This is a genomic window from Micromonospora chalcea (assembly GCF_028768405.1).
Lineage (GTDB): Bacteria > Actinomycetota > Actinomycetes > Mycobacteriales > Micromonosporaceae > Micromonospora > Micromonospora chalcea.
Genome location: NZ_CP118233.1, coordinates 3,352,645 through 3,374,201 on the forward strand (window position 1 = coordinate 3,352,645; position 21,557 = coordinate 3,374,201).

Here is a 21,557-nt window from a genome sequence, read left to right on the forward strand (position 1 = left end):
GGTCAGTCGGCGGCCGGGGCGTCCCGCCGGTGGCCGCCCGCGCCCGGCGGCGGGTCGTCCGCCCGGTCCACCGCGCGGCGCGGCGACGGGATCCGGGCGCCGGCGCCCACCAGCCCGTCCTGGGCGCCGGCGGGAGCCGGGCTGGCCGGGGCGGCCGCCGCCCGCTCCGCCACGGTCCGCCGCGGCCTGCCGGGCAGCAGTTCCGGGGTACGCCGGGCGGCCACGTCCTCGACCCAGCCGACCATCAGCGTCACCACGCCGACCAGCGCGAAGACCAGCCCCACCCGCAGCCACAGGCCGACCGGGTCGCGTGGCGACCAGCCGACCAGGCCGACGAGCGGGGTGAGCGCCACCACGAACGGCATGTGCCAGAGGTAGATGGTCAGCGCGCGCCGGTTCACCACCGTCACCGCGCGGCCGAGCGCCGGCACGCGGTCGACCCAGGTCACCCCGGTCGGCGCGCGGCCGATCGCGACCAGGATGAACGCGGCCGACCAGAGCGCGTTGCCCAGCGGGATGTCGTTGATGTCGTACCCGCGCGGGCCGGGATGGGTGAAGATCCAGGCCAGGCCGGCCGCGCCGACGACGGCGGCCACCGGCAGCAGCACCCGGTTGCGCATCCGGCGCAGCAGCCCGTCGTGGTGGGCGAAGCCGAGCAGCCAGGCGCCGAAGTAGAGGCCGAACTCGCGCAGCACCGTCGGCGGGTTCGCCAGGATGCCGGCCTCGATCGCGACCAGGAGCAGGTACGGCGCGGCCAGCGTGGGCAGCGGCGCCCGGCGGAACAGCCACAGCACGAACGGTGAGGCGAGCACGAACCACAGGTAGTCCCGCAGGTACCAGATCGGGCTGAGCGCCAGCCCGCCCCAGTAGTTGGCCGGTGGGTCACTGATCGGGAACAGCCAGAGCAGCACCTTCGGGCCGAACGCCAGCCCGGTGAGCAGCATGGCCGGCACGAAGACGGCGGCGACCACCCACAGCGACGGCAGCAGCCGGCGCAGCCGCCGCCCGACCGCGCCCACCCCGCTGCGGTCCAGCGACGCGGCCATCAGCGACCCGGCCAGGGCGAACATCACCGACATCGCCGGGAACACCAGCGTGAGCGTGGCGTAGCCGGTGACGTGGTACGTGACGACTCGGAGGATGGCCAGGAAGCGCAGCAGGTCCAGATAGCGGTTTCGCATCAGCTCGCGGCGGGGTCCGGGGGCAGAGACAATGGTCCCTACCCTGCTCCCGGACACCTCGAAACAACCACAGACGCCTATTAAAAGTGAGATGTCCCATAGGCCTGACTGATCCTGATCACCCGTCGCCGAGCACGCCCGGCCGAGGGCTCAGAAGCCGAGCTTGCGCAGCTGCTTCGGGTCGCGTTGCCAGTCCTTCGCCACCCGTACGTGCAGGTCGAGGTAGACCCGGGTGCCGAGCAGCTCCTCGATCTGCCGCCGGGCGGTGGTGCCGACGTGCTTGAGGCGGCTGCCCCGGTGGCCGATGACGATGGCCTTCTGGCTCGACCGCTCGACGTACACGTCGGCGTAGATCTTGGTGAGGTTGCCCTCCGGGATCATCTCCTCGACCACCACCGCGATGGAGTGCGGCAGCTCGTCGCGTACGCCCTCCAGCGCCGCCTCGCGGACCAGTTCCGCCACCAGGACCTGCTCCGGGTCGTCGGTGAGCATGTCGTCCGGGTAGAGCTGCGGCGAGGGCGGCAGGTAGCCGGTCATCACGTCCACGAGCGTGTCGACCTGGTGCCCGGAGACCGCGCTGACCGGCACCACGGCGGCGAACTCGCCCAGCTCGCTCACCGCCAGCAACTGCTCGGCCAGCCGCTTCTTGTCCACCAGGTCGGTCTTCGTCACCACCGCCAGCACGGTGGCCTTCAGGCTGGCCAGCTCGCCGGTGATGAAGCGGTCGCCCCGGCCGACCGGCTCGTTCGCCGGCACGCACAGGCCGATCACGTCGACCTCGCTCCACGTCTCCCGGACCAGGTCGTTGAGGCGCTCCCCCAGCAGCGTGCGGGGGCGGTGCAGGCCCGGGGTGTCGACCAGCACGAGCTGCGAGTCCGGCCGGTGCAGCACCGCCCGGATGATGTGCCGGGTGGTCTGCGGCTTGTTCGAGGTGATCGCGATCTTGGTGCCGACGATCGCGTTCGTGAGCGTCGACTTGCCGGCGTTCGGCCGCCCGACGAAACAGGCGAAACCGGCCCGGTAGGGACGCGCCTCAGGCGTGGTCACTCGACCACCGTGCCGAGCACGGCGCCGTCCGGCGCGGCCACGTGGATCGGCGCGTCGGCGGACAGGTCACGCACCGCCGCGTGCCCCGCCCCGTCCAGCGTCGACGCCTCGGTCACCACCACCGCGGCCTCCAGCCGGCTCGCGCCCGCCGCCACCGCCGAAGCGACAGCCAGCTGAAGCGCGGTGAGCGTCAACGACGGCAGCGCAACGCTCGCCGCCGCGTACGTCCGGCCGTCCTGGTCGCGGACCGCGGCGCCCTCCACTGCCGCCACCCGGCCCCGCGCGCCCCGGGCCAGCACGACGAGCTTGGCGTCCTCGGCGCTCAGCTCGGCCGGATCAGCCGGGGTGGGCAGGGCGGCGGGCACGGCGGGTGTCTCAGGCATCGGCGGATTGCCTCTCCTCGGAACGGTTGTTGTCGCCACGGGAATCGGGCGGGTCGTTTCGGTTCGCGCCCTCCGGCGCGTCGCCCCGGTCGACGCGGCTCACCAGAACCGTGTCGATCCGGTTGCGCCGGCCGGTGGTGCCCTCGGCCATCAGCCGCAGGCCGGCCACCTCGGCCTCGGCGCCCGGGATGGGCACCCGGCCGAGCGCCTGCGCCAGCAGGCCACCGACCGTCTCCACCTCGTCGGTGGGCAGCTCGGTGTCGAACAGCTCGCCCAAATTCTCCACCGGCAGCCGCGCGGTCACCCGCACGGCCCCGTCCGGCAGATGCTCGACCGGCGGGCGCTCGACATCGTACTCGTCGGTGATCTCCCCGACGATCTCCTCCAGGATGTCCTCGATGGTGACCAGCCCACCGGTGCCGCCGTACTCGTCGACCACGATGACCAGGTGGTTGCGGGCCGCCTGCATCTCCGAGAGCAGGTCGTCCACCGGCTTGGACTCCGGCACGAACGTGGCCGGGCGCATCAGCTCGGCCACCGGCATCTGCCGGGCGCCCTGGTCGCCCTGCACCCGCCGGATCAGGTCCTTGAGGTAGAGCACGCCGAGCACGTCGTCGACGTTCTCGCCGATCACCGGGATGCGGCTGAACCCGGAGCGCAGGAACAACGCCAGCGCCTGGGCGAGCGTCTTGCGCTCCTCGATCCACACCATCTCGGTACGCGGCACCATCACCTCGCGCGCGATGGTGTCGCCGAGCGCGAAGACCGAGTGGATCATCTGGCGCTCGCCGTGCTCCACCACGCCGCGCTGCTCGGCCAGGTCGACCAGCTCCCGCAGCTCCACCTGGGTCGCGAACGGCCCCTCGCGGAAGCCCTTGCCCGGGGTGACCGCGTTGCCGATCAGGATCAGCAGCGACGCCAGCGGGTTGAGCGCGCGGCCCAGCCAGCGCACCAGCGGCGCGACCGCGCGGCCGACCGCGTACGCGTGCTGGCGGCCGATCGTGCGCGGCCCGACCCCGACCACCACGAAGCTCACCACCGTCATCGCGCCGGCGGTCACCAGCGCCGCCCGCCAGCCCGCGCCGAACGTGTCCACAGCCACCAGCGCGACCAGCGTGGTGGCGGTCAGCTCGGCCAGCAGCCGCAGCAGGAGCAGCAGGTTCAGATGGCGGACCACGTCACCGGCGACCACCTGCAGGGCCCGCCCGCCGCGCGCCCCGTCCCGGGTCAGCTCCGCGGCGCGGGCCGGGGAGACCGCTGCGAGCGCCGCCTCGGTCATCGCGATCAGGCCGGCGAGGACCACCAGCCCGGCGGCGAAGACCAGGAGTTGAAGATCGGGCAGGCCGGCGGGCGCGCGGACCGCCGCCAAGGTGTCCATCACCGCGACCGGGTCGACCGCCAGCTGGCCAGCAGCCGGGCCTGGAGACCGAACATCTCCCGCTCCTCCTCGGGCTCGGCGTGGTCGTAGCCCAGCAGGTGCAGCACGCCGTGCACGGTGAGCAGGTGCAGCTCGTCGGCCGCCGAGTGCCCGGCCACGGCGGCCTGCTTGGCCGCCACCTCCGGACAGAGCACGATGTCGCCGAGCAGGGCCGGCTCACCGCCGGCCGGGGCGCTCTCGCCCGGGCCGTGGTCGACGCTGCCCTCGTCCATGGGGAAGGCGAGCACGTCGGTCGGGCCGTCGCCGCCCATCCAGCGGTGGTTCAGCTCCGACATGTACTCGATGTCGACGAGCAGCACGGACAGCTCGGCGAGGGGGTTGACCCCCATCTCGTCGAGGGCGTGCCGCGCGACGGCGAGCACGGCGTCGGTGTCGACCTCGACACCCGACTCGTTGGCGATCTCGATGGACAACTGTCTTCCTCTGATGGTGTGACGGCTTGCGCCGGTGGTCAGCGGCGCCGGCCGGCCCGGCCGCCCTGGGCGGTCCGCCCGGGTACGGCGTGCACGCTCTGGGCCTGCTGGTTCTCCCGCTCGGCGTCCCAGCGGGCGTACGCGTCGACGATCTCACCCACCAGCTTGTGGCGGACCACGTCGGAGCTGGAGAGCTGGGCGAAGTGCACGTCCTCGACGTTGTTCAGGATCTCCCGGACCACGCGCAGGCCGCTGGTCGTCCCGCCGGGAAGGTCCACCTGGGTGACGTCACCGGTGACGACGATCTTGGAGCCGAAGCCGAGCCGGGTGAGGAACATCTTCATCTGCTCGGGCGTGGTGTTCTGCGCCTCGTCCAGGATGATGAACGCGTCATTAAGCGTGCGGCCCCTCATGTATGCCAGCGGCGCGACCTCGATCGTCCCGGCGGCCATCAGCTTCGGGATGGTCTCCGGGTCGAGCATGTCGTGCAGCGCGTCGTAGAGCGGGCGCAGGTAGGGGTCGATCTTCTCGTTCAGGGTGCCGGGCAGGAAGCCCAGCCGCTCCCCCGCCTCGACCGCCGGGCGGGTCAGGATGATCCGGTTGACCTGCTTGGCCTGCAGCGCCTGCACTGCCTTCGCCATCGCGAGGTAGGTCTTGCCGGTGCCGGCCGGCCCGATGCCGAAGACGATGGTGTGCGCGTCGATCGCGTCGACGTACTTCTTCTGCCCGAGCGTCTTGGGACGGATGGTGCGGCCGCGCCGGGAGAGGATGTTGAGCGTCAGAACCTCGGCGGGCCGCTCGGCGCCGCCCTGCTCGAGCATGCCGACGGTACGCCGTACCGCGTCTGTGGTCAGGGTCTCGCCTTTCTCGATCAGTTCGAGCAGCTCACTGAAGAGACGCTCGGCGAGGGCGTTGTCGGCGGGCGCGCCGGTGATGGTGATCTCGTTGCCGCGCACGTGGACGTCGCTGTTGACCGAACGCTCGACGAGTCGCAGGATCTCGTCGCCCGCGCCGAGCAGGTTCACCATGATCTTCTGGTCTCCGACCGTGATCCTGGTCTGCACGCGCGGCGTGCCGGGAGGTGGGGTGCCGGTCATAGGTCGGGCCGTCGGGCCCTGCGCCACCTGCTCTCCGCTTCTCTGTGCCGGGCCCTGCTGGCGCGGCGTACGGTTACCTCCCATCGTATCGGGTCGGCACCGCGCACACCGCGCCCATTTCCGGCGCTCGGCGATCAGTCACCGGCGCGGAAGTCGTACCCGTCGAAGGTCTCCTGGCGGCGGGTGAAGCGGTAGGTCGCCCAGTGCATCCGGACCACGACGCCGTGCTCGTCGCGCGTGAGCCGCAGCAGCTCCCCCACCTCGCGGCCGGAGACCGTGCGGAACACGTCCGGCCGGTCCGGCAGCGGCGCGAACACCGCAGGCGGCTTCCCGGCCGGGTCGTCCGCGCCCCGGGCCCGCAGCGTCCCGTCGTGCCAGGAGAAGACGTACTCGAAACCCTCGCCCCACCAGCGGCCCAGCATGCCGCGCAGGTGCGCCGGCGCGGGCGGGCCGGGACGCCACGGCTCGATCTCCGCCGGGTCGTGCTCGGCGGCGGCGGCGAGCAGCCGGTGCGCCAGGTCGAACACCTCCACGCCGGCGCCGGACGAGCCGAGCACCGCGGCGCCCATCGCCCCGGCGGTGCCCTGCCCGCCGCGCCGCCCGTAGACGGCGGCGAGGAATCCGGGCATCGCGCCGTCGTGCCCCACGTGGGTCACCCGCTCGGGCTGCGGCACCAGGATCAGCCCGAGGCCGAAGCCGGCCGTCCAGACCGACTCGTCGGTGGTGGTGAGCGGCCAGCGCATCTCCTCGACGGTGGCCGCGGCGAGCACCGCGCCGTCCGGGTCGAGCGCCGCCGGGTCGGCCAGGAAGGCGGCCCAGCGGGCCATGTCCGGCGCGGTGCTCCAGAGCTGGGCTGCGGGGGCCACCGCGCCGAAGTCGGCCGGTGGCTCCGGGTGGGCCTCGTCGGAGTACGCGTCGACCAGGAACCCGGTCGCGGCACGCTCGGTCGGGGCCGGACCGGTGGCGGTCAGCCCGAGCGGGGCGAGGACCCGGTCGGCCAGCACCTCGGCCCAGGTCCCGCCGCGCAGCCGGGCCACCATCTCGCCCAGGAGGGCCATGCCGAGGTTGGAGTAGTGGAAGCGCCGCCCGGTGGGCAGCACCCGCTCGACCCGGGCCAGATCGGCCAGCAGCTCCTCCACGGCCGGGGCGCGCAGGCTGTCCCACACGTCGCCGTGGGGCTCGCGTTGCAGGCCGGCGGTGTGCGACAGCAGCCGGCGTACGGTCAGCTCGCCGTGCGCCGGCAGGTCGAGGTGCCGCCCGACCGGGTCGTCCAGGTCGAGCAGGCCGTCGTCGCGGCACTGCATGACGAGTGCCGCGGTGAACGTCTTGGTGACCGAGCCGATCCGGAACACCGTCTCCGGCCCCAGCGGGGTGTCGTTGCCGGTGTCGCCCACGGCGCAGGTCCAGAGCGGCCGGTCGGCGCGGTGCAGGGCGGCCGACACCGCCGGGATCCGCCCGGTGGCCTGCGCCTGGCGCACCATCCGGCCGAGCCGGTCGGACACGTCGGTCATCGGCAGAGCATCGGGCCGAGCGGCGCGCCGCCGAGCAGGTGGGCGTGCACGTGGAAGACCTCCTGGCCGCCGTACGGGCCGGTGTTGAACATCAGCCGGAACCCGTCCACGGTCAGGCCCTCCTCCTCGGCCACCACGGCGGCGGTCTGGAGCACCTCCCCGGCCAGTTCGGGCGCGCCCTGGGCCAGCGTGGCCACGTCGGCGTAGTGCTCCTTCGGGATCACCAGCACGTGCGTGGGCGCCTTCGGGTCGATGTCCCGGAAGGCCAGGGTGGTGGCGGTCTCGCGGACGATGGTGGCGGGAATCTCCCCGGCGACGATCCGGCAGAAGAGGCAGTCCATCGCAGCAGTGTAAGGAAGGGCCCCCGCTTAACGCCTCCGGCATGGGAAGGGGCCCTTCTTAACACCCCGGGCCGGTGCGGCAGGATGGCCGCCATGGCGGGACGGGCGGTGCTGGTGACGGGGGCCTCGCGGGGCATCGGGCGGGCGGTGGCGCGAGCGTTCGCCGCAGGTGGGGACCGGGTGGCGATCCACCACCGGGACTCCGCCGAGCTGGCGGAACGGCTGCGCGCCGAGCTGCCCGGCGACGGGCACGTGGTGGTGCGCGCCGACCTGGCCGACCCCGACGCGGTACGCGCCATGGTGGACGAGGCGGCCCAGCGGCTCGGTGGCCTCGACGTGCTGGTGAACAACGCCGGTGTGTTCGGGCCGGCCGATCCCCCGCACCCGGTCTTCGAGAGCAGCTACGAGCAGTGGCGGGCGCGGTGGCGGGAGGTGCTCGACACCAACCTGGTCGGCGCGGCGAACGCGGCCTGGTGCGCCGCGCAGCACATGCGCGACAGTGGGGGCCGGATCGTCAACGTCTCGTCCCGGGGCGCGTTCCGGGGCGAGCCGGCCAACCCGGCGTACGGGGCCAGCAAGGCCGGGATGAACGCGATGGCCCAGTCGCTGGCGGTGGCCCTGGCGCCGTACGGCATCGGGGTGGCCTGCGTGGCGCCCGGCTTCGTCGAGACGGACATGACCAACGAGCACCTGAAGGCAGAGCGGGGCGAGGCGGTACGCGCGCAGTCCCCGTTCCACCGGGTGGCGCGTCCGGAGGAGATCGCGGCGGCGGTGCACTGGCTGGCGAGCCCCGAGGCCGAGTGGGCGGCGGGAACGATCATCGACCTGAACGGCGCTTCCTACCTCCGCTCCTGACCCACCCCTCCCCCGCTACCAGTGGGTCAGGCGGGTGGCCAGGACTGTCAGGGCGGCCACGCCCGCTGTGGACGTACGCAGCACCGACGGGCCCAGGCGGACCGTGCGGGCGCCCGCCTCGGCGAACGTGGCCAGCTCGTGGTCGGCGATGCCGCCTTCTGGGCCGACCACCAGGACGATCTCCCCGGCCGTCGGCAGGTCGACTGTGGTCAGCCGGTCCTGCGCGCCCTCGTGCAGCACGAACGCGGCAGCCGCGCCGGCGATCCGGCGGGCCACCGTGGCGGTGGACTCGTCCGGGGCGCCGGCCACCACCGGCAGCCACGGGCGGCGGGCCTGCTTGGCCGCCTCCCGGGCGGTGGCCACCCACTTCTGCCGGGCCCGTACGCCCCGGTCGCCGCGCCACTGCGCCACCGAGCGGGACGCCGCCCACGGCACGATCTCGTCCACCCCGACCTCGGTCATCGCCTGCACGGCGAGTTCACCCCGGTCACCCTTGGCGATGCCCTGCACCACGACGAGCCGCGGGACGGGCGCGTCCGCGTACCCCCGGCTGGTGACGCGCAGGTCGAGCGTGCCCCGGCCGACGGCGGTGACCACCGCGGCGGCGGTGCCGCCCCGGCCGTCGGCGAGCAGCAGCTCCTCACCGGCCCGCAGCCGCTGCACGGTGGCCGCGTGGTGGCCCTCCGGGCCGTCCAGCGTCAGCGTGTCACCGGTGGGCAGCGCCTCGACCAGGAACAGCGGGGCGGACACCTCAGGCGTGCCCGTTGAAGGCGTCGCGCATCCGGGAGAAGAAGCCGCCCTGCTTGGTCAGCTCGGCGACCTCCTCGCCGCGGGTCTTGGCGAAGTCGCGCAGCATCCGCTCCTGGTCGGCGTCGAGCTTGGTCGGGGTACGCACGTCCAGGTGCACGTAGAGGTCACCCCGGCCGGTGCCGCGCAGGTGCGGTACGCCCCGGGCGCGCAGCCGCAGCGTGCTGCCGGGCTGGGTGCCGGGCTTGACGTCGACGGTCTCCTCGCTGTCCAGCGTCTTGATGGTCAGCCGGGTGCCGAGCGCGGCGGCGGTCATCGGCACCGTCACCCGGCAGTGCAGGTCGTCGCCCTTGCGGGAGTAGACGTCGTGCGGCCGCTCGTGGATCTCCACGTAGAGGTCGCCGGCGGTGCCGCCGCCCGGGCCGACCTCGCCCTGCTGGGCCAGGCGGATCCGCATGCCGTCCTCGACGCCGGCCGGGATCTTGACGGTCAGCGAGCGGCGGGTACGCACCCGGCCCTCACCGGCGCAGGTCGGGCAGGCATGCGGGATGGTGGTGCCGTAGCCCTGGCAGACGGTGCACGGCCGGGCGGAGACCACCTGGCCGAGGAACGTGCGCTGCACCGACTGCACCTCGCCCCGGCCGGCGCACGCCTCGCAGGTGGCCAGGTGGGTGCCGGCGGCGGTGCCGGCGCCGGAGCAGGTGGTGCAGAGCACCGCGGTGTCGACGGTGATCGGCGCCTCGACGCCGAACGCGGTCTCGTTGAGGTCCAGTTCCAGGCGCAGGATCGCGTCCGCGCCGGGCCGGGTGCGCGGCCGGGGTCCCCGGCTGCCGCCCGCCGCGCCGCCGAAGAACGCGTCCATGATGTCCTGGAAACCGACGAACGGACCGGCGCCGCCGGGCCCGCCCGGGCCGCCCATGCCACCGCCGCCGGGGGCGAGCGGGTCGCCGCCGAGGTCGACGATCTGCCGTTTCCGGTCGTCCGAGAGGACCTCGTACGCGGCGTTGATGTCCTTGAACTTCTCCTGGGCCTCCGGGTCCGGATTGACGTCCGGGTGGTACTGCCGCGCCAGCTTGCGGTAGGCGCGCTTGATCTCGTCGTCGGAGGCTTCCCGGCTCACGCCGAGAATGCCGTAGTAGTCCCTGGCCACTGCGTTAGGTGTCCTCATGTTCGTCTCGCGTCGCTCCGGTCGTCGGCCGCAACCGGCCGTCGGCCCTGACTGGTCAGTTCTGGGCCAGCAGTTCGCCCACGTAGCGTGCCACGGCCCTCACCATGGCGATATTGCCGGGGTAGTCCATCCGGGTCGGCCCGAGCACGCCGAGCCCACCGACGATGGTGCTGCCCGGTCCGTAGCCGGTGCTGACCACCGAGGCGGCCCGCAGGTTGTCGAACTCGTTCTCGTCGCCGATCAGCACGCGGGTGGTGCTCGGCTCGGTCTCGCCGATCAGTTTGAGCAGCACTACCTCTTCTTCGAGCGCCTCCAGGATCGGCCGCAGCGAGCCCTGGAAGTCGAGCAGGCCGCCCCGGGTGAGGTTGGCCTGGCCGGCCAGCGCGAGGCGCTCCTCGTGCCGTTCCACGAGTGTCTCCAGCAGCACCGTGGACAGCGTGGTCATGGCCGGGCGCAGGTGCGGCGCGGACTCGTCCACCAGGGCCTGCACCAGCGGCGGCGTCTCGGAGAGCTGGCTGCCGACGAGCTTCTCGTTCACCAGCCGGCGCAGGTCGGTCACGTCGTCGGCGGGAACCGGGGCGGGCAGCTCGACGAGCCGCTGCTCGACCCGGCCGGTGTCGGCGATCATGACGACCATCAGCCGGGTGGTGGAGATCGGCACGAGTTCCAGGTGACGCACCTTGGACCGGGCCAGGCTCGGGTACTGCACCACGGCGACCTGCCGGGTGAGCTGGGCGAGCAGCCGGACCGTGCGGTGCACCACGTCGTCCAGGTCGACCGCGCCGACCAGGAAGCGCTCGATGGCGCGGCGCTCGGCGGGGCTGAGCGGCTTGACCCGGGAGAGCCGGTCCACGAAGAGGCGGTAGCCGCGGTCGGTGGGCACCCGGCCGGCGCTGGTGTGCGGCTGCCGGATGTAGCCCTCCTCCTCCAGCACCGCCATGTCGTTGCGCACCGTCGCCGGGGAGACGCCGAGCTGGTGCCGCTCGACCAGGGCCTTGCTGCCCACCGGCTCCTGCGTGGCGACGTAGTCCTCGACGATCGCGCGCAGCACGGCGAGTTTGCGGTCGTCGAGACCCATGTCCCCACCTCCTGACACACCTCGGCCGGGCCGGCACGCGGCATCCGCCGGGCGGCTGGCACTCGACTGTAGCGAGTGCCAGTCTACGTCGGCACCCCCACCGACGCGATGATCGCCTGACGGACCTGCGGTGCGGCCCACCACACCACGCGGCACGCCAGGGCCGAACAGCCGGTCACGCTCGGTCTGTGTCGCCCTGGTGCGACTTGCCCGCTGGCCCTACCGTGACCTCCATGACTGAACCTCCTCGCCCTCCCGGAGCAGGGGACTCCGGCCCCCAGCCCGACCCGTCGGCGCCCTACGGCTCCGGCGAGCCGCCCACCGCTCCACTGTCCGGCGCGCCGGGCGCGGGCGGGTATCCCCCGCCCGGTGACTATCCGCCCCCGGGCGGCTACCCGCCCCCCGGTGCCCAGCCTCCGCCGGGCGGCTACCCGCCCCCTGGTGGTTACCCCCCGCCGGCCGGCGCGCCGGGCTACGGCGCCGGTGGCGGCTATCCCGGCGGTGGCGGCTACGGCCCGGCCGGGTACGCCAACAACGACGAGAAGACCTGGGCCCTGGTGGCGCACTTCGGTGGCGCCGCGGGCGTCATCATCGGTGGCGGTCTGCTCGGCTGGGTCGCCCCGCTGATCGCGATGATGACCCGCGGCCAGCAGTCGCCGACCGTACGCGCCCACGCGGTCGCGGCGCTGAACTTCCAGATCACCTGGACCATCGCCAGCGTCCTCGCCTGGGTGATCACGGTCATCACCTGCGGGATCCTGTTCTTCGTCCCGATGCTGGTCTGGCTGGTGCCGCTGATCTTCGGGATCATCGGCGGGGTCAAGGCCAACGAGGGTATGCTCTACCGCTACCCGATGACCTACAACTTCGTGAAGTGACACCGCCGGCCGGCCGAGGGGGCGGCCGGCCGGCGCCGGTCACGGCAGCAGGTCGCGTACCACCGCGTCGGCCAGCAGCCGTCCGCGCAGCGTCAGCACCACAAGCCCCCGCGCGTACGCCCCGGCGTCGAGCAGCCCGGCGTCCCGGGCCCGCTCGGCGCCCGCCCGGCCGGGCTCGTCCAGCACGTCCAGCGGCAGCCCGGAGGCGAGCCGCACCCGCAGCATCACGTCCTCCATGTGCTGCTCGTCCGCGCTGAGCACCTCCCGGGCCAGTGCCGGCGAGGCGCCCTCGGCCAGCCGCGCCGCGTACGCGCTCGGGTGCTTGACGTTCCACCAGCGCACGCCGCCGACGTGGCTGTGCGCCCCCGGGCCCAGGCCCCACCAGTCGGCGCCGGTCCAGTAGAGCAGGTTGTGCCGGCACGCCGCCGCCGCCGAGCGGGCCCAGTTCGACACCTCGTACCAGGAGAAGCCGGCCGCGCCGAGCGCCGCCTCCGCGGCCAGGTAGCGGTCCGCCGCCACGTCGTCGGAGGGGTACGGCAGCTCGCCCCGGCGCATCCGCGCGGCCAGCCGGGTGCCGTCCTCCACGATCAGGGCGTACGCGCTGACGTGGTCCACCCCCGCGTCGACCACCTGGGCCAGCGAGGCGGCGAAGTCGTCGGCCGTCTCGCCCGGCGTGCCGTAGATCAGGTCCAGGTTCACGTGCTCGAACCCGGCGTCGCGCGCCTCCAGCGCGGCGGCGGTGGCCCGGCCCGCGCTGTGCCGCCGGTCCAGCACCGCGAGCACCCCGGGCGCGGCGGACTGCATGCCCAGCGAGATCCGGGTGTAGCCGGCCGCCCGCAGCGTCTTGAGCGACTCCGGGGTCACCGACTCCGGGTTGGCCTCGGTGGTCACCTCCGCGTCGGCGGCCAGCCCCCAGACGCGGTCGATGCCGTCGAGGATCCGGGCCAGGTCGTCGGCGGGCAGCAGGGTCGGCGTGCCGCCGCCGACGAAGACGGTGTCGACCCGCTGCGGCGGCGAGTCGCCCAGCACCCGGGCGGCCAGCGCCAGCTCGGCCAGCACCGAGTCGGCGTACGTCTCCCGGCTCGCCCCGCCGCCCAGCTCGGAGGCGGTGTACGTGTTGAAGTCGCAGTAACCGCACCGGCTGGCGCAGAACGGCACGTGGACGTACACGCCGAAGCCGCGCGCGCCGACGGCGCGACGGGCGGTGGCGGGCAGCGATCCGTCGCGCGGGACGGGTTCGCCTTCTGGAAGGACGCCGGGCATGGCCACTAGTGTGCCCGGCATGACCTCTCCGGACGCTCTCGTGCGAGTCGCCACGGCCCGTGGGGTGACCACCCTCACCCTGGACAGCCCGCACAACCGCAACGCGCTCTCCACCCCCCTGATGACCCAGCTGCTGGCCGGGCTCGCCGACGCGGTCGCCGACGACGCGGTACGCGCGATCGTGCTCGACCACACCGGCCCGGTCTTCTGCTCCGGCGCCGACCTGAAGGAGACCGCCGCCGCGTACGCCAGCGGCACGGTGCCCGCCGGGATGCTCGGCGACGTGCTGGTGGCGGTGCGGGAGTGCCCGAAGCCGGTGGTCGCGAAGGTCGCCGGGCCGGCCCGGGCCGGTGGGCTGGGCCTGATCGCCGCCGCTGACCTGGCGGTCTGCGCGCAGGAGGCGACGTTCGCGTTCACCGAGGTGCGGATCGGGGTGATCCCGGCGGTGATCTCGGCGACCGTGCTGCCCCGGCTGGACCAGCGGGCCGCCGCCGAGCTGTACCTGACCGGCGACACGTTCGACGGCCGCCGCGCCGCCGAGGTCGGCCTGGTCACCGCCGCGGTGCCGGCCGGCGAGCTGGACGCCGCCGTCGAGCGTTACTGCGCCTCGCTGGTCAGGGGTGCGCCGGGGGCGCTGGCCGGGGCGAAGGAGCTGCTGCGCCGGCCCGCCGCCACGGACCTGCGGGCCGAGATCGCCGAGTTGGCGGCGCTGTCCACCGGGTACTTCCTCTCCGACGAGGGGCGTGAGGGCGTCATGGCGTTCCGGGAGAAGCGTCCCGCCGCCTGGGTGCCCGCCGGAGACTGAGGTACGCGGCGGGGCCCGGCTGGTCACCTTCGGTGGTGGCGGGCCCCGCGCGGCGGCACGGCGCCGGTCACGTGGTGGCGGGACGGCCACTCGGCCGAGACGCGGCGGCGCGGGGCCGACGTACGCTTGTCGGACTGTCGGGACAGGGGGTGCGGGTGCGGACGCGAGCGGCGATCGTGGCATCTGGTGTTGCGGTGTGCGTACTGGCGCTGCTCGCGGTCTATGTCGTGACCAAGCAGTTCGGCGAGCACCTGCGGCTCCCCCTGGCCAGCCGGACCTGCACGGTGCAGGCCGACGGCGAGGTGGTGCTCGGCGCCGACCAGATGGCGAACGCGGCGACCATCGCGGCCATCGGCATGCAGCGCCGGATGCCCGAGCGGGCGGTGGTGGTGGCGCTGGCGACCGCGTACCAGGAGTCGCACCTGCGCAACATCGCGCACGGCGACCGCGACTCGCTCGGCCTGTTCCAGCAGCGCCCGAGCCAGGGCTGGGGCACCCCGGAGCAGGTCCAGGACCCGCGGTACGCGGCGAACAAGTTCTACGCCGCGCTGAAGAAGGTCAAGGGCTGGGAGCGGATGCGGGTCACCGACGCCGCCCAGCGGGTGCAGCGGTCGGCCTTCCCCGAGGCGTACGAGAAGTGGGCCGACGAGTCGGAGGTCCTGACCCGCGCGTTGCTCGGCCACGCGACCGGCGCGGTGGCCTGCACGGTGAGTTCGCCGCCGACGATGCGCGGGCCGGCCGCCGCCAGCGCCGTGCTGGAGAGCCTGTCGCTGGACTGGGGGCTGCCCCGGCTGGCCACGGCGACGGACCTGACCGCGCTCACCGTGCCGGCGGGCGACGACCGCAACGGCTGGCGGTACGCGCACTGGCTGGTCTCGCACGCCGACGACCACGGCGTGAAGAAGGTCCGCTTCGGCAACCTGGAGTGGACCGCCGAGCAGGGCTCCTGGGCCCGGGTGAAGGGCGACCCGGCCACCGAGGTACGCGCCGAGGTGTTCGCCGCGGCCTGACCGGCCCGCCGCCCTCAGCCCTTCACAGCTCCCGCGACCAGGCCGGAGACCATCCGGCGCTGCACCAGCAGGAAGAAGACGATCACCGGCAGGGTGAACAGCGTGGACGCGGCCATCACCGAGCCCCAGGCGGTGTCGTCGCGGCCGAAGAAGAACGTCATCGCCACCGGCAGCGTGTACTTCTGCTGGTCGTTGATGAAGGTCAGCGCGAAGATCAGCTCGTTCCAGGCGGTGATGAACGAGAAGATGCTGGTGGCGACCAGGCCGGGCGCGACCAGCGGGAACAGCACCTTGCGGAACGTCTGGGCCCGGCTGGCGCCGTCGATGGCGGCGGCCTCCTCCAGTTCCTTCGGCACCGCTGCGACGAAGCCGCGCAGCATCCAGACCGCGAACGGCAGCGAGAAGCCGAGGTACGTGAGGATCAGGCTGGGCAGCGTGTTGTAGAGACCGAGCCGCTGGATCATCAGGAACAGCGGGATGACCAGCGCCTCCAGCGGGATCATCTGCACCACCAGCAGCATGATCAGGAACGTGGTGCGCAGCTTGAACCGGAACCGGGCCACGGCTGTCGCGGCGAGCAGCGCGACCAGCCCGCTCAGCAGCACCGTGGCCCCCGCGACGAGCACGCTGTTGAGGAAGAAGTCGGTGAACGTCACGCCCGGGATCAGGTTGCCGGTGAGGATCTCCCGGTAGTGCTCCAGCGTCGGCTCGGCCGGCACCGGCCGGGGCGTGGACGAGAAGATCTCCCGGTTGGGCTTCAGCGACGTCGCCACCATCCAGTAGACCGGGAACGCGGCGAAGAGCGCGACCAGCAGGCCCGCGCCGTTGAGGGCGATCTTCTTCATCATTCGTCCTCCTGCCGCAGCACCATGCGGACGTACAGGGCGGTCACCACGAGCAGGATCACGGTGAGGATCACGGCGATGGCGGAGCCGAGGCCGTACTTCGGCGGCGGTGAGAACGCCTCCGCGTACGAGTAGATCGACAGCATGAACGTCGACCGGTCCTGGGTGCCGCCGGCCAGCACGAACTGCTGGGTGAAGACCTTGAAGTCCCAGATCGTGGAGAGCACCACGAGGATGCCGAAGACCGGCCGCAGGATCGGGAACGTCACCTTCCAGAACACCTTCCACGGGCCGGCGCCGTCGACCCGGGCCGCCTCCTGCAACTCCGCCGGCACGCTCTTGAGCCCGGCCAGCACGCTCACCGCGATGAACGGGAACGAGTGCCAGACCACCACGAGCGTCAGGATGGCGAAGAACAGCAGCGGGTCGTTGAACCAGCCGTACCCGGTCCAGTCGCTGCGCCCGAACAGCGCCGTGGACAGCCCGTCCGGGAGCTTGTTGAACAGCCACGTGACCAGGCCGCTCGTGTCGTCGAAGATCCACTTCCAGACGATCGTGCCGGTCAGCGCCGGGGTGGCCCAGGCGAGCATCACGCAGCTCGCCACGAACGTGGCCATCTTCTTGCCCAGGCGGTTGAGCAGCAGCCCGACCAGCGTGCCGAGGACCATCGTGAGCGCCACGTTGGCGACCGCGAACAGCACCGTGTTGCGCAGCACCGTACGGAAGAACGGGTCGCCGAGGATCTGCGCGTAGTTGGCCAGGCCGATCCACGGCCACTCGCGGTCGCCGCGCAGCTGCCGGACGCTGTCCAGCTTGTGGAAGGACATCCACACGACCTGGCCGAGCGGCCAGAGCAGCAGCACGGCGATGATCGCCAGGCAGGGCAGGAGCAGCAGGTACGGAAGGTGGTCCACCCGGCGACGGCGCCGCCGCGCGGGGGTCTCCCGCGCGGCGGCCTCGCCGGTGGCCTCGGTCAGCGTGGTCACTTGGCGTTGAGGATGCTTTCGATCTCGGTGGCCGCGTCGGCGGTGGCCTTCTCGACCGTCTTCTGGCCCTTGATGACCGAGCTGTTCATCGCCTGGGTCACCGTCTTGGTGCGGCTGACCTCGACCCACTTCGGGGTGAGCGGGGTCAGCTTGGTGTTCTGGATGGCCGTGGCGAACGCCGCCATCACCTTGTCGTTGGCGTAGTCACCGCTGCTGACCAGGTCCTGGTAGACCGGGAAGAACCCGAGGCTGCTGGCGAACTCCTTGTCCTTCTGCTTGCTCAGCAGCACGGTCATGTAGTCCCAGGCCAGCGCCTGCCGCTCGCTGTCCTTCCAGATGGCGATGTCGGAGCCACCGGCGAACGCCGGGGCGGCCTTGCCGTCCGGACCGGGGATCGGGAACGTGCCCCAGACCTTCTCGATGTCCGGGTTGTCCTTCTTCATCGCGCCGCCCTGCCAGCTACCGGCGAACGCCATCGCGGCCTTGCCGGTGGCGAACTGGGTACGGGCGTCGACCTCGTTCCATCCGGCGGCGGCCGGCGGGGCGACCTTGTGCACTGTCACCAGGTCGGTCCAGAACTTGACCGCCTTCTGCGCCTCGGGGGTGTTGTAGCCGGACTTCCAGCTGTCCCCCTCCTTGGTGGCGATCTCCGCGCCGGCACTCCAGAGGAAGGAGTAGAACGGCAGCTCGGAGTTGCCGGGCAGGGCGATGCCGTAGGTGCCGGGTTTCTTGGCCTGCACGGCCTTCGCGGCGGCGACCATCTCGTCCCAGGTCGTCGGCGGCTTCACGCCGGCCTCGGCGAACCAGTCGGTGCGGTAGTAGACGGCGCGCACGCCGGCGTACCACGGCACGCCGTACTGCTTGCCGTCGAGCTGAGCGTTCTTGACCAGGTCGGGCAGGATGTCCTTGCCCTCGGACCAGGCGTTGAACTTGTCCGAGACGTCGGCCAGGGCCTCCTGAGCGGCCCAGCCCTGGGTCTCGGTGTTGCCCAGCTCGGTGACGTCCGGGCCCTCGCCACCGGCGAGCGCGGCCTGGAACTTCTTCGGCGCCTCGAGCCAGGGGATGTACTGCACCACCACGTCGGTCTCGGGGTGCTTCTTCTTGAACTCCGCCTCGACGCTGTCGAGGAACGCGGTCTGGGCGTCGCCGCCCTCACCCATCATCCACACAGTGAGCTTGCTGTTGTCGGCGGCCTTGTCGTCGTCGCCGGAGCCACCGCACGCGGTCAGCACCAACGCGGCCGACGCCACGATGGCGGTGACCGGAGCCAGCCGCTTCCACCTGTTCACGCCATATCTCCCTCAGGGCCGTTTGGCACTAACCTTCTCCGCCGCACCTTAGTAGGAAAATTTCCTTTACAACAGGGGGTGTTCGTGACGGAGGGCACAGGCGACCGTATCGCAGCCGGGGCCCGGCCGACATCGATGCCGTCCGGGCAGTTCAGAGCCCACGAACGCCGACGGGCGCCCGGCCGGTGAGGCCGGGCGCCCGTCGAGGCGCGTGGTGCGGGGTCAGTAGCGCGAGACGCCGCGGCGACGGCCGACACCGGCCACCAGGGCCACGCCGATCGCGGCGAACAGCACCTGCAGCATCAGCTCGCGCCAGTCGATGCCGGCGGTCTCGGCGAAGCCGGAGGCCCGGGCGACGAGCGTGCCCAGAAGCGCGGCGCCGACGCCGATCAGCATGTGCAGCCACATGGGCATGTTCTGCCGGCCCGGCACGACCAGCCGGCCCAGCGCGCCGACGATCAGACCAACGACCAGCGCCGTGATGATGCCCCAAACGGTGAGCTCCATGGTCGCCCTCCTCCTTAAGATCCGGTCACACGTTTTTGTGTGGTTACTGTCGTGATCGCTAAGTTCCCGACCGCCCGGAAATCCAAACCGACTCCGATGACGAATTGTTCAGACGTACCCTGACCTGCTGCTTCTCCCCGAAACCGGGCGCGGCGGGCGGGCCCGGCACACCGACGGGGTTCAATGCGCCGAATACGCCGACGGGTGCCCGGCCGATGCGGCCGGGCACCCGTCGAGGCGCGTGATGCGATCAGTAACGCGAGACGCTGCTGCGGCGGCCGACGCCGGCCACCAGGGCCACACCGATGGCGGCGAGCACGACCTGCACGGCCAGCTCGGCCCAGTCGATGCCGGCGGTCTGCGTGGCGATGCCGAGCGCGCGGGCCAGGACGGTGCCCAGCAGCGCCGCGCCGACGCCGATCACCATGTGCAGCCAGATCGGCATGTTCTGCCGGCCCGGCACGACCAGCCGGCCCAGCGCGCCGACGATCAGACCCACGACCAGCGCGGTGATGATGCCCCAGACGGTGAACTCCACGGTCGTCCTCCTAAAGCGATTTCGCACGTTCTGTGCGGTTGCTGTCGTGACCGCTAAGTGCCCGACGCATCGAAAACCGAAACCGGCCGTATCGACCGCCACCCTCCCGACTGACGCGAACCCGCAGGTGGGAGCGCTGCCAGAGGCTGAAAATCTCCTGGGTACGCGAACGGCCGGCGCCCCTGCGAGGGGACGCCGGCCGCTGCGCGGAGCCGGACCGCTACTTCTTGCCGGCGGGCTTGCCGTCACCGGAGTCGGACGAGAGCGCCGCGATGAACGCCTCCTGGGGGACCTCCACCCGGCCCACCATCTTCATCCGCTTCTTGCCCTCCTTCTGCTTCTCCAGCAGCTTGCGCTTGCGGCTGATGTCACCGCCGTAGCACTTGGCGAGCACGTCCTTGCGGATCGCGCGGATGGTCTCCCGGGCGATCACCCGGCTGCCGATCGCCGCCTGGATCGGCACCTCGAACTGCTGGCGCGGGATCAGCGAACGCAGCTTCGCCGCGATCGTCGTGCCGTACGTGTACGCCTTGTCCTTGTGCACGATCGCGCTGAACGCGTCGACCGGCTCGCCGTGCAGCAGGATGTCCACCTTCACCAGGTCCGACGCCTGCTCGCCGGAGGGCTCGTAGTCCAGTGAGGCGTAACCCTTGGTACGGCTCTTGAGCTGGTCGAAGAAGTCGAAGATGATCTCGGCCAGCGGCAGCGTGTAGCGCAGCTCCACCCGGTCGGCGGAGAGGTAGTCCATGCCGAGCAGGCTGCCCCGGCGGCCCTGACACAGCTCCATCACCGCGCCGACGTAGTCGTTCGGGGTCAGCACCGTCGCCCGCACCGTCGGCTCGTACACCTCCGCGATCTTGCCGGTCGGGTACTCGCTCGGGTTGGTGACCACGATCTCCTCGCCGTCCTCCTGGATGGCCCGGTAGACCACGTTCGGGGCGGTGGAGATCAGGTCGAGGTTGAACTCCCGCTCCAGCCGCTCCCGGATGATCTCCAGGTGCAGCAGGCCGAGGAAGCCGCAGCGGAAGCCGAAGCCCAGCGCGCCAGAGGTCTCCGGCTCGTAGACCAGCGCGGCGTCGTTGAGCTTGAGCTTGTCCAGCGCCTCGCGCAGGTTCGGGTAGTCCGAGCCGTCGATCGGGTAGAGCCCCGAGTAGACCATCGGCTTCGGGTCCTTGTAACCGCCGAGCGCCTCCTTGGCCGGGTTGTTGTTGATGGTGACCGTGTCACCGACCCGGGACTGGCGCACGTCCTTCACGCCGGTGATCAGGTAGCCCACCTCGCCGACGCCGAGCGCGTCGGCCTTGACCATCTCCGGCGAGATGACACCGATCTCCAGCAGCTCGTGGACCGCGCCGGTGGACATCATCTTGATCCGGTCCCGGGCCGAGATCCGGCCGTCGATCACCCGGACGTACGTGACCACGCCCCGGTAGACGTCGTACACCGAGTCGAAGATCATCGCGCGGGCCGGGGCCTCGGCGTCACCCACCGGCGGCACGAACTGCCGGACGATCTCGTCCAGCAGGTACGGCACGCCCTCGCCGGTCTTGCCGGAGACCTTGATGCAGTCCGCCGGGTCGCCGCCGATCAGGTGCGCCAGCTCCTCGGCGTACTTCTCCGGCTGGGCGGCCGGCAGGTCGATCTTGTTGAGCACCGGGATGATGTGCAGGTCGTTCTCGAGCGCCAGGTAGAGGTTGGCGAGCGTCTGCGCCTCGATGCCCTGCGCGGCGTCGACGAGCAGGATCGCACCCTCGCAGGCAGCCAGCGAACGGGACACCTCGTAGGTGAAGTCCACGTGGCCCGGAGTGTCGATCATGTTGAGCACGGCCGTCTCACCGGCCCGGTCGCCCTCGCGGATCGTCCACGGCATCCGCACGGCCTGGCTCTTGATGGTGATGCCGCGCTCGCGCTCGATGTCCATCCGGTCCAGGTACTGCGCGCGCATCTGCCGTGGGTCGACCACACCGGTGAGCTGCAACATCCGGTCGGCCAGGGTCGACTTCCCGTGGTCGATGTGGGCGATGATGCAGAAGTTCCGGATGCGCGCCGGGTCGGTGGCACCAGGAGCGTTCGCGCCGGGATCGAGCGTCGGTGGCACAGCGGTCCGTTCTGGTCGGCTGACGTGAGCGGGCCGGCGCGCCGCCGGCCCCCTCCATGGTCCCACGTCGCCCCGGGAG

22 protein-coding genes are annotated in these 21,557 nt (G+C 72.1%); 4 read left to right on the top strand and 18 right to left on the bottom strand.

The genetic code is table 11. The features are described 5' to 3' along the window. Positions 1-2 precede the first annotated feature (2 nt). The 8 genes from PVK74_RS14460 to PVK74_RS14495 all read right to left on the bottom strand — a co-directional run bounded on the left by PVK74_RS14460 (position 3) and on the right by PVK74_RS14495 (position 7,411). Positions 3-1,181: an acyltransferase family protein gene (locus PVK74_RS14460; RefSeq protein WP_064448688.1), complete on the bottom strand. Its 1,179-nt coding sequence runs from the start codon at positions 1,179-1,181 to the stop codon at positions 3-5. 150 nt (positions 1,182-1,331) lie between these two features. Beyond that, on the bottom strand, positions 1,332-2,228 hold the full coding sequence (gene era, locus PVK74_RS14465) for a GTPase Era (protein ID WP_064448689.1): 897 nt from the start codon (positions 2,226-2,228) through the stop codon (positions 1,332-1,334). After that, positions 2,225-2,611 carry a hypothetical protein gene (locus PVK74_RS14470; RefSeq protein WP_030503128.1) on the bottom strand — a complete coding sequence of 129 codons (387 nt, stop codon included), beginning with the start codon at positions 2,609-2,611 and terminating at the stop codon, positions 2,225-2,227. The genes era and PVK74_RS14470 overlap by 4 nt, the downstream gene beginning before the upstream one ends. Further along, positions 2,604-4,013: a hemolysin family protein gene (locus PVK74_RS14475; RefSeq protein WP_176722779.1), complete on the bottom strand. Its 1,410-nt coding sequence runs from the start codon at positions 4,011-4,013 to the stop codon at positions 2,604-2,606. Before PVK74_RS14475 ends, PVK74_RS14470 begins: the two co-directional genes overlap by 8 nt. Next, positions 3,989-4,462, bottom strand: coding sequence for an rRNA maturation RNase YbeY (ybeY, locus tag PVK74_RS14480; protein ID WP_030503126.1), 474 nt, complete (start codon positions 4,460-4,462; stop codon positions 3,989-3,991). The genes PVK74_RS14475 and ybeY overlap by 25 nt, the downstream gene beginning before the upstream one ends. A 38-nt stretch (positions 4,463-4,500) precedes the next feature. Continuing rightward, positions 4,501-5,559: a PhoH family protein gene (locus PVK74_RS14485; protein ID WP_030503125.1), complete on the bottom strand. Its 1,059-nt coding sequence runs from the start codon at positions 5,557-5,559 to the stop codon at positions 4,501-4,503. Positions 5,560-5,693: 134 nt separating this feature from the next. Continuing rightward, positions 5,694-7,070 (bottom strand): serine hydrolase domain-containing protein, encoded by a 1,377-nt coding sequence (locus tag PVK74_RS14490; RefSeq protein ID WP_113972682.1) that lies wholly within the window; start codon positions 7,068-7,070, stop codon positions 5,694-5,696. Continuing rightward, positions 7,067-7,411 carry a histidine triad nucleotide-binding protein gene (locus tag PVK74_RS14495; RefSeq protein ID WP_013475524.1) on the bottom strand — a complete coding sequence of 115 codons (345 nt, stop codon included), beginning with the start codon at positions 7,409-7,411 and terminating at the stop codon, positions 7,067-7,069. Before PVK74_RS14495 ends, PVK74_RS14490 begins: the two co-directional genes overlap by 4 nt. Positions 7,412-7,504: 93 nt before the next feature. On the opposite strand from PVK74_RS14495, the gene PVK74_RS14500 reads away from it, so the two are divergent. Further along, the gene (locus tag PVK74_RS14500; protein WP_274479218.1) at positions 7,505-8,266 is read left to right on the top strand and encodes an SDR family NAD(P)-dependent oxidoreductase; all 762 of its coding nucleotides are present in this window, start codon (positions 7,505-7,507) and stop codon (positions 8,264-8,266) included. A 15-nt stretch (positions 8,267-8,281) separates the two neighbouring features. Here PVK74_RS14500 and PVK74_RS14505 read toward each other — a convergent pair whose 3' ends face one another. From PVK74_RS14505 to hrcA, 3 genes are all read right to left on the bottom strand, one after another. Further along, positions 8,282-9,016 (bottom strand): 16S rRNA (uracil(1498)-N(3))-methyltransferase, encoded by a 735-nt coding sequence (locus PVK74_RS14505; protein WP_064448691.1) that lies wholly within the window; start codon positions 9,014-9,016, stop codon positions 8,282-8,284. 1 nt (position 9,017) lies between these two features. After that, positions 9,018-10,163: a molecular chaperone DnaJ gene (gene dnaJ / locus PVK74_RS14510; RefSeq protein ID WP_176722776.1), complete on the bottom strand. Its 1,146-nt coding sequence runs from the start codon at positions 10,161-10,163 to the stop codon at positions 9,018-9,020. Between the two features lie 73 nt (positions 10,164-10,236). Then, positions 10,237-11,259: a heat-inducible transcriptional repressor HrcA gene (gene hrcA, locus PVK74_RS14515; protein WP_030503120.1), complete on the bottom strand. Its 1,023-nt coding sequence runs from the start codon at positions 11,257-11,259 to the stop codon at positions 10,237-10,239. 233 nt (positions 11,260-11,492) lie between these two features. Between hrcA and PVK74_RS14520 the strand changes: the two genes are divergently transcribed. Further along, positions 11,493-12,137 carry a DUF4870 domain-containing protein gene (locus PVK74_RS14520; RefSeq protein WP_274479219.1) on the top strand — a complete coding sequence of 215 codons (645 nt, stop codon included), beginning with the start codon at positions 11,493-11,495 and terminating at the stop codon, positions 12,135-12,137. Positions 12,138-12,176: 39 nt separating this feature from the next. Here the strand turns inward: PVK74_RS14520 and hemW are convergent, their stop codons facing one another. Further along, complete coding sequence (hemW, locus tag PVK74_RS14525) at positions 12,177-13,400, bottom strand: radical SAM family heme chaperone HemW (RefSeq protein WP_176722777.1); 1,224 nt, start codon at positions 13,398-13,400, stop codon at positions 12,177-12,179. Positions 13,401-13,419: 19 nt separating this feature from the next. Between hemW and PVK74_RS14530 the strand changes: the two genes are divergently transcribed. Next, positions 13,420-14,205, top strand: a complete 786-nt coding sequence (locus PVK74_RS14530; protein ID WP_043331020.1) for an enoyl-CoA hydratase-related protein — start codon at positions 13,420-13,422, stop codon at positions 14,203-14,205. A gap of 149 nt (positions 14,206-14,354) precedes the next feature. Beyond that, positions 14,355-15,215: a hypothetical protein gene (locus tag PVK74_RS14535; RefSeq protein ID WP_030503116.1), complete on the top strand. Its 861-nt coding sequence runs from the start codon at positions 14,355-14,357 to the stop codon at positions 15,213-15,215. A gap of 14 nt (positions 15,216-15,229) precedes the next feature. Here PVK74_RS14535 and PVK74_RS14540 read toward each other — a convergent pair whose 3' ends face one another. From PVK74_RS14540 to lepA, 6 genes are all read right to left on the bottom strand, one after another. Further along, positions 15,230-16,063, bottom strand: coding sequence for a carbohydrate ABC transporter permease (locus PVK74_RS14540; RefSeq protein ID WP_064448692.1), 834 nt, complete (start codon positions 16,061-16,063; stop codon positions 15,230-15,232). After that, a complete protein-coding gene (locus PVK74_RS14545; protein WP_166457759.1) occupies positions 16,060-17,046 on the bottom strand; it encodes a carbohydrate ABC transporter permease in 987 nt (328 codons plus the stop codon). Before PVK74_RS14545 ends, PVK74_RS14540 begins: the two co-directional genes overlap by 4 nt. Further along, positions 17,043-18,335 carry a sugar ABC transporter substrate-binding protein gene (locus PVK74_RS14550; RefSeq protein WP_064448694.1) on the bottom strand — a complete coding sequence of 431 codons (1,293 nt, stop codon included), beginning with the start codon at positions 18,333-18,335 and terminating at the stop codon, positions 17,043-17,045. The genes PVK74_RS14545 and PVK74_RS14550 overlap by 4 nt, the downstream gene beginning before the upstream one ends. 222 nt (positions 18,336-18,557) lie before the next feature. Further along, positions 18,558-18,842 carry a GlsB/YeaQ/YmgE family stress response membrane protein gene (locus PVK74_RS14555; RefSeq protein ID WP_043328998.1) on the bottom strand — a complete coding sequence of 95 codons (285 nt, stop codon included), beginning with the start codon at positions 18,840-18,842 and terminating at the stop codon, positions 18,558-18,560. Positions 18,843-19,092: 250 nt separating this feature from the next. Then, positions 19,093-19,380 carry a GlsB/YeaQ/YmgE family stress response membrane protein gene (locus PVK74_RS14560; RefSeq protein ID WP_043328996.1) on the bottom strand — a complete coding sequence of 96 codons (288 nt, stop codon included), beginning with the start codon at positions 19,378-19,380 and terminating at the stop codon, positions 19,093-19,095. A gap of 220 nt (positions 19,381-19,600) precedes the next feature. Beyond that, the gene (gene lepA, locus PVK74_RS14565) at positions 19,601-21,478 is read right to left on the bottom strand and encodes a translation elongation factor 4 (RefSeq protein WP_069087980.1); all 1,878 of its coding nucleotides are present in this window, start codon (positions 21,476-21,478) and stop codon (positions 19,601-19,603) included. Positions 21,479-21,557: the final 79 nt, after the last annotated feature.

Bases quoted from the DNA above. Each gene is read 5' to 3' on its own strand.
- PVK74_RS14530 (WP_043331020.1), top strand. From the start codon at position 13,420: ATGACCTCTCCGGACGCTCTCGTGCGAGTCGCCACGGCCCGTGGGGTG.
- PVK74_RS14470 (WP_030503128.1), bottom strand. From the start codon at position 2,611: ATGCCTGAGACACCCGCCGTGCCCGCCGCCCTGCCCACCCCGGCTGAT.
- PVK74_RS14490 (WP_113972682.1), bottom strand. From the start codon at position 7,070: ATGACCGACGTGTCCGACCGGCTCGGCCGGATGGTGCGCCAGGCGCAG.
- hrcA (WP_030503120.1), bottom strand. From the start codon at position 11,259: ATGGGTCTCGACGACCGCAAACTCGCCGTGCTGCGCGCGATCGTCGAG.
- PVK74_RS14460 (WP_064448688.1), bottom strand. From the start codon at position 1,181: ATGCGAAACCGCTATCTGGACCTGCTGCGCTTCCTGGCCATCCTCCGA.
- PVK74_RS14495 (WP_013475524.1), bottom strand. From the start codon at position 7,411: ATGGACTGCCTCTTCTGCCGGATCGTCGCCGGGGAGATTCCCGCCACC.
- PVK74_RS14500 (WP_274479218.1), top strand. From the start codon at position 7,505: ATGGCGGGACGGGCGGTGCTGGTGACGGGGGCCTCGCGGGGCATCGGG.
- PVK74_RS14540 (WP_064448692.1), bottom strand. From the start codon at position 16,063: ATGATGAAGAAGATCGCCCTCAACGGCGCGGGCCTGCTGGTCGCGCTC.
- hemW (WP_176722777.1), bottom strand. From the start codon at position 13,400: ATGCCCGGCGTCCTTCCAGAAGGCGAACCCGTCCCGCGCGACGGATCG.
- PVK74_RS14520 (WP_274479219.1), top strand. From the start codon at position 11,493: ATGACTGAACCTCCTCGCCCTCCCGGAGCAGGGGACTCCGGCCCCCAG.
- PVK74_RS14485 (WP_030503125.1), bottom strand. From the start codon at position 5,559: ATGACCGGCACCCCACCTCCCGGCACGCCGCGCGTGCAGACCAGGATC.
- PVK74_RS14555 (WP_043328998.1), bottom strand. From the start codon at position 18,842: ATGGAGCTCACCGTTTGGGGCATCATCACGGCGCTGGTCGTTGGTCTG.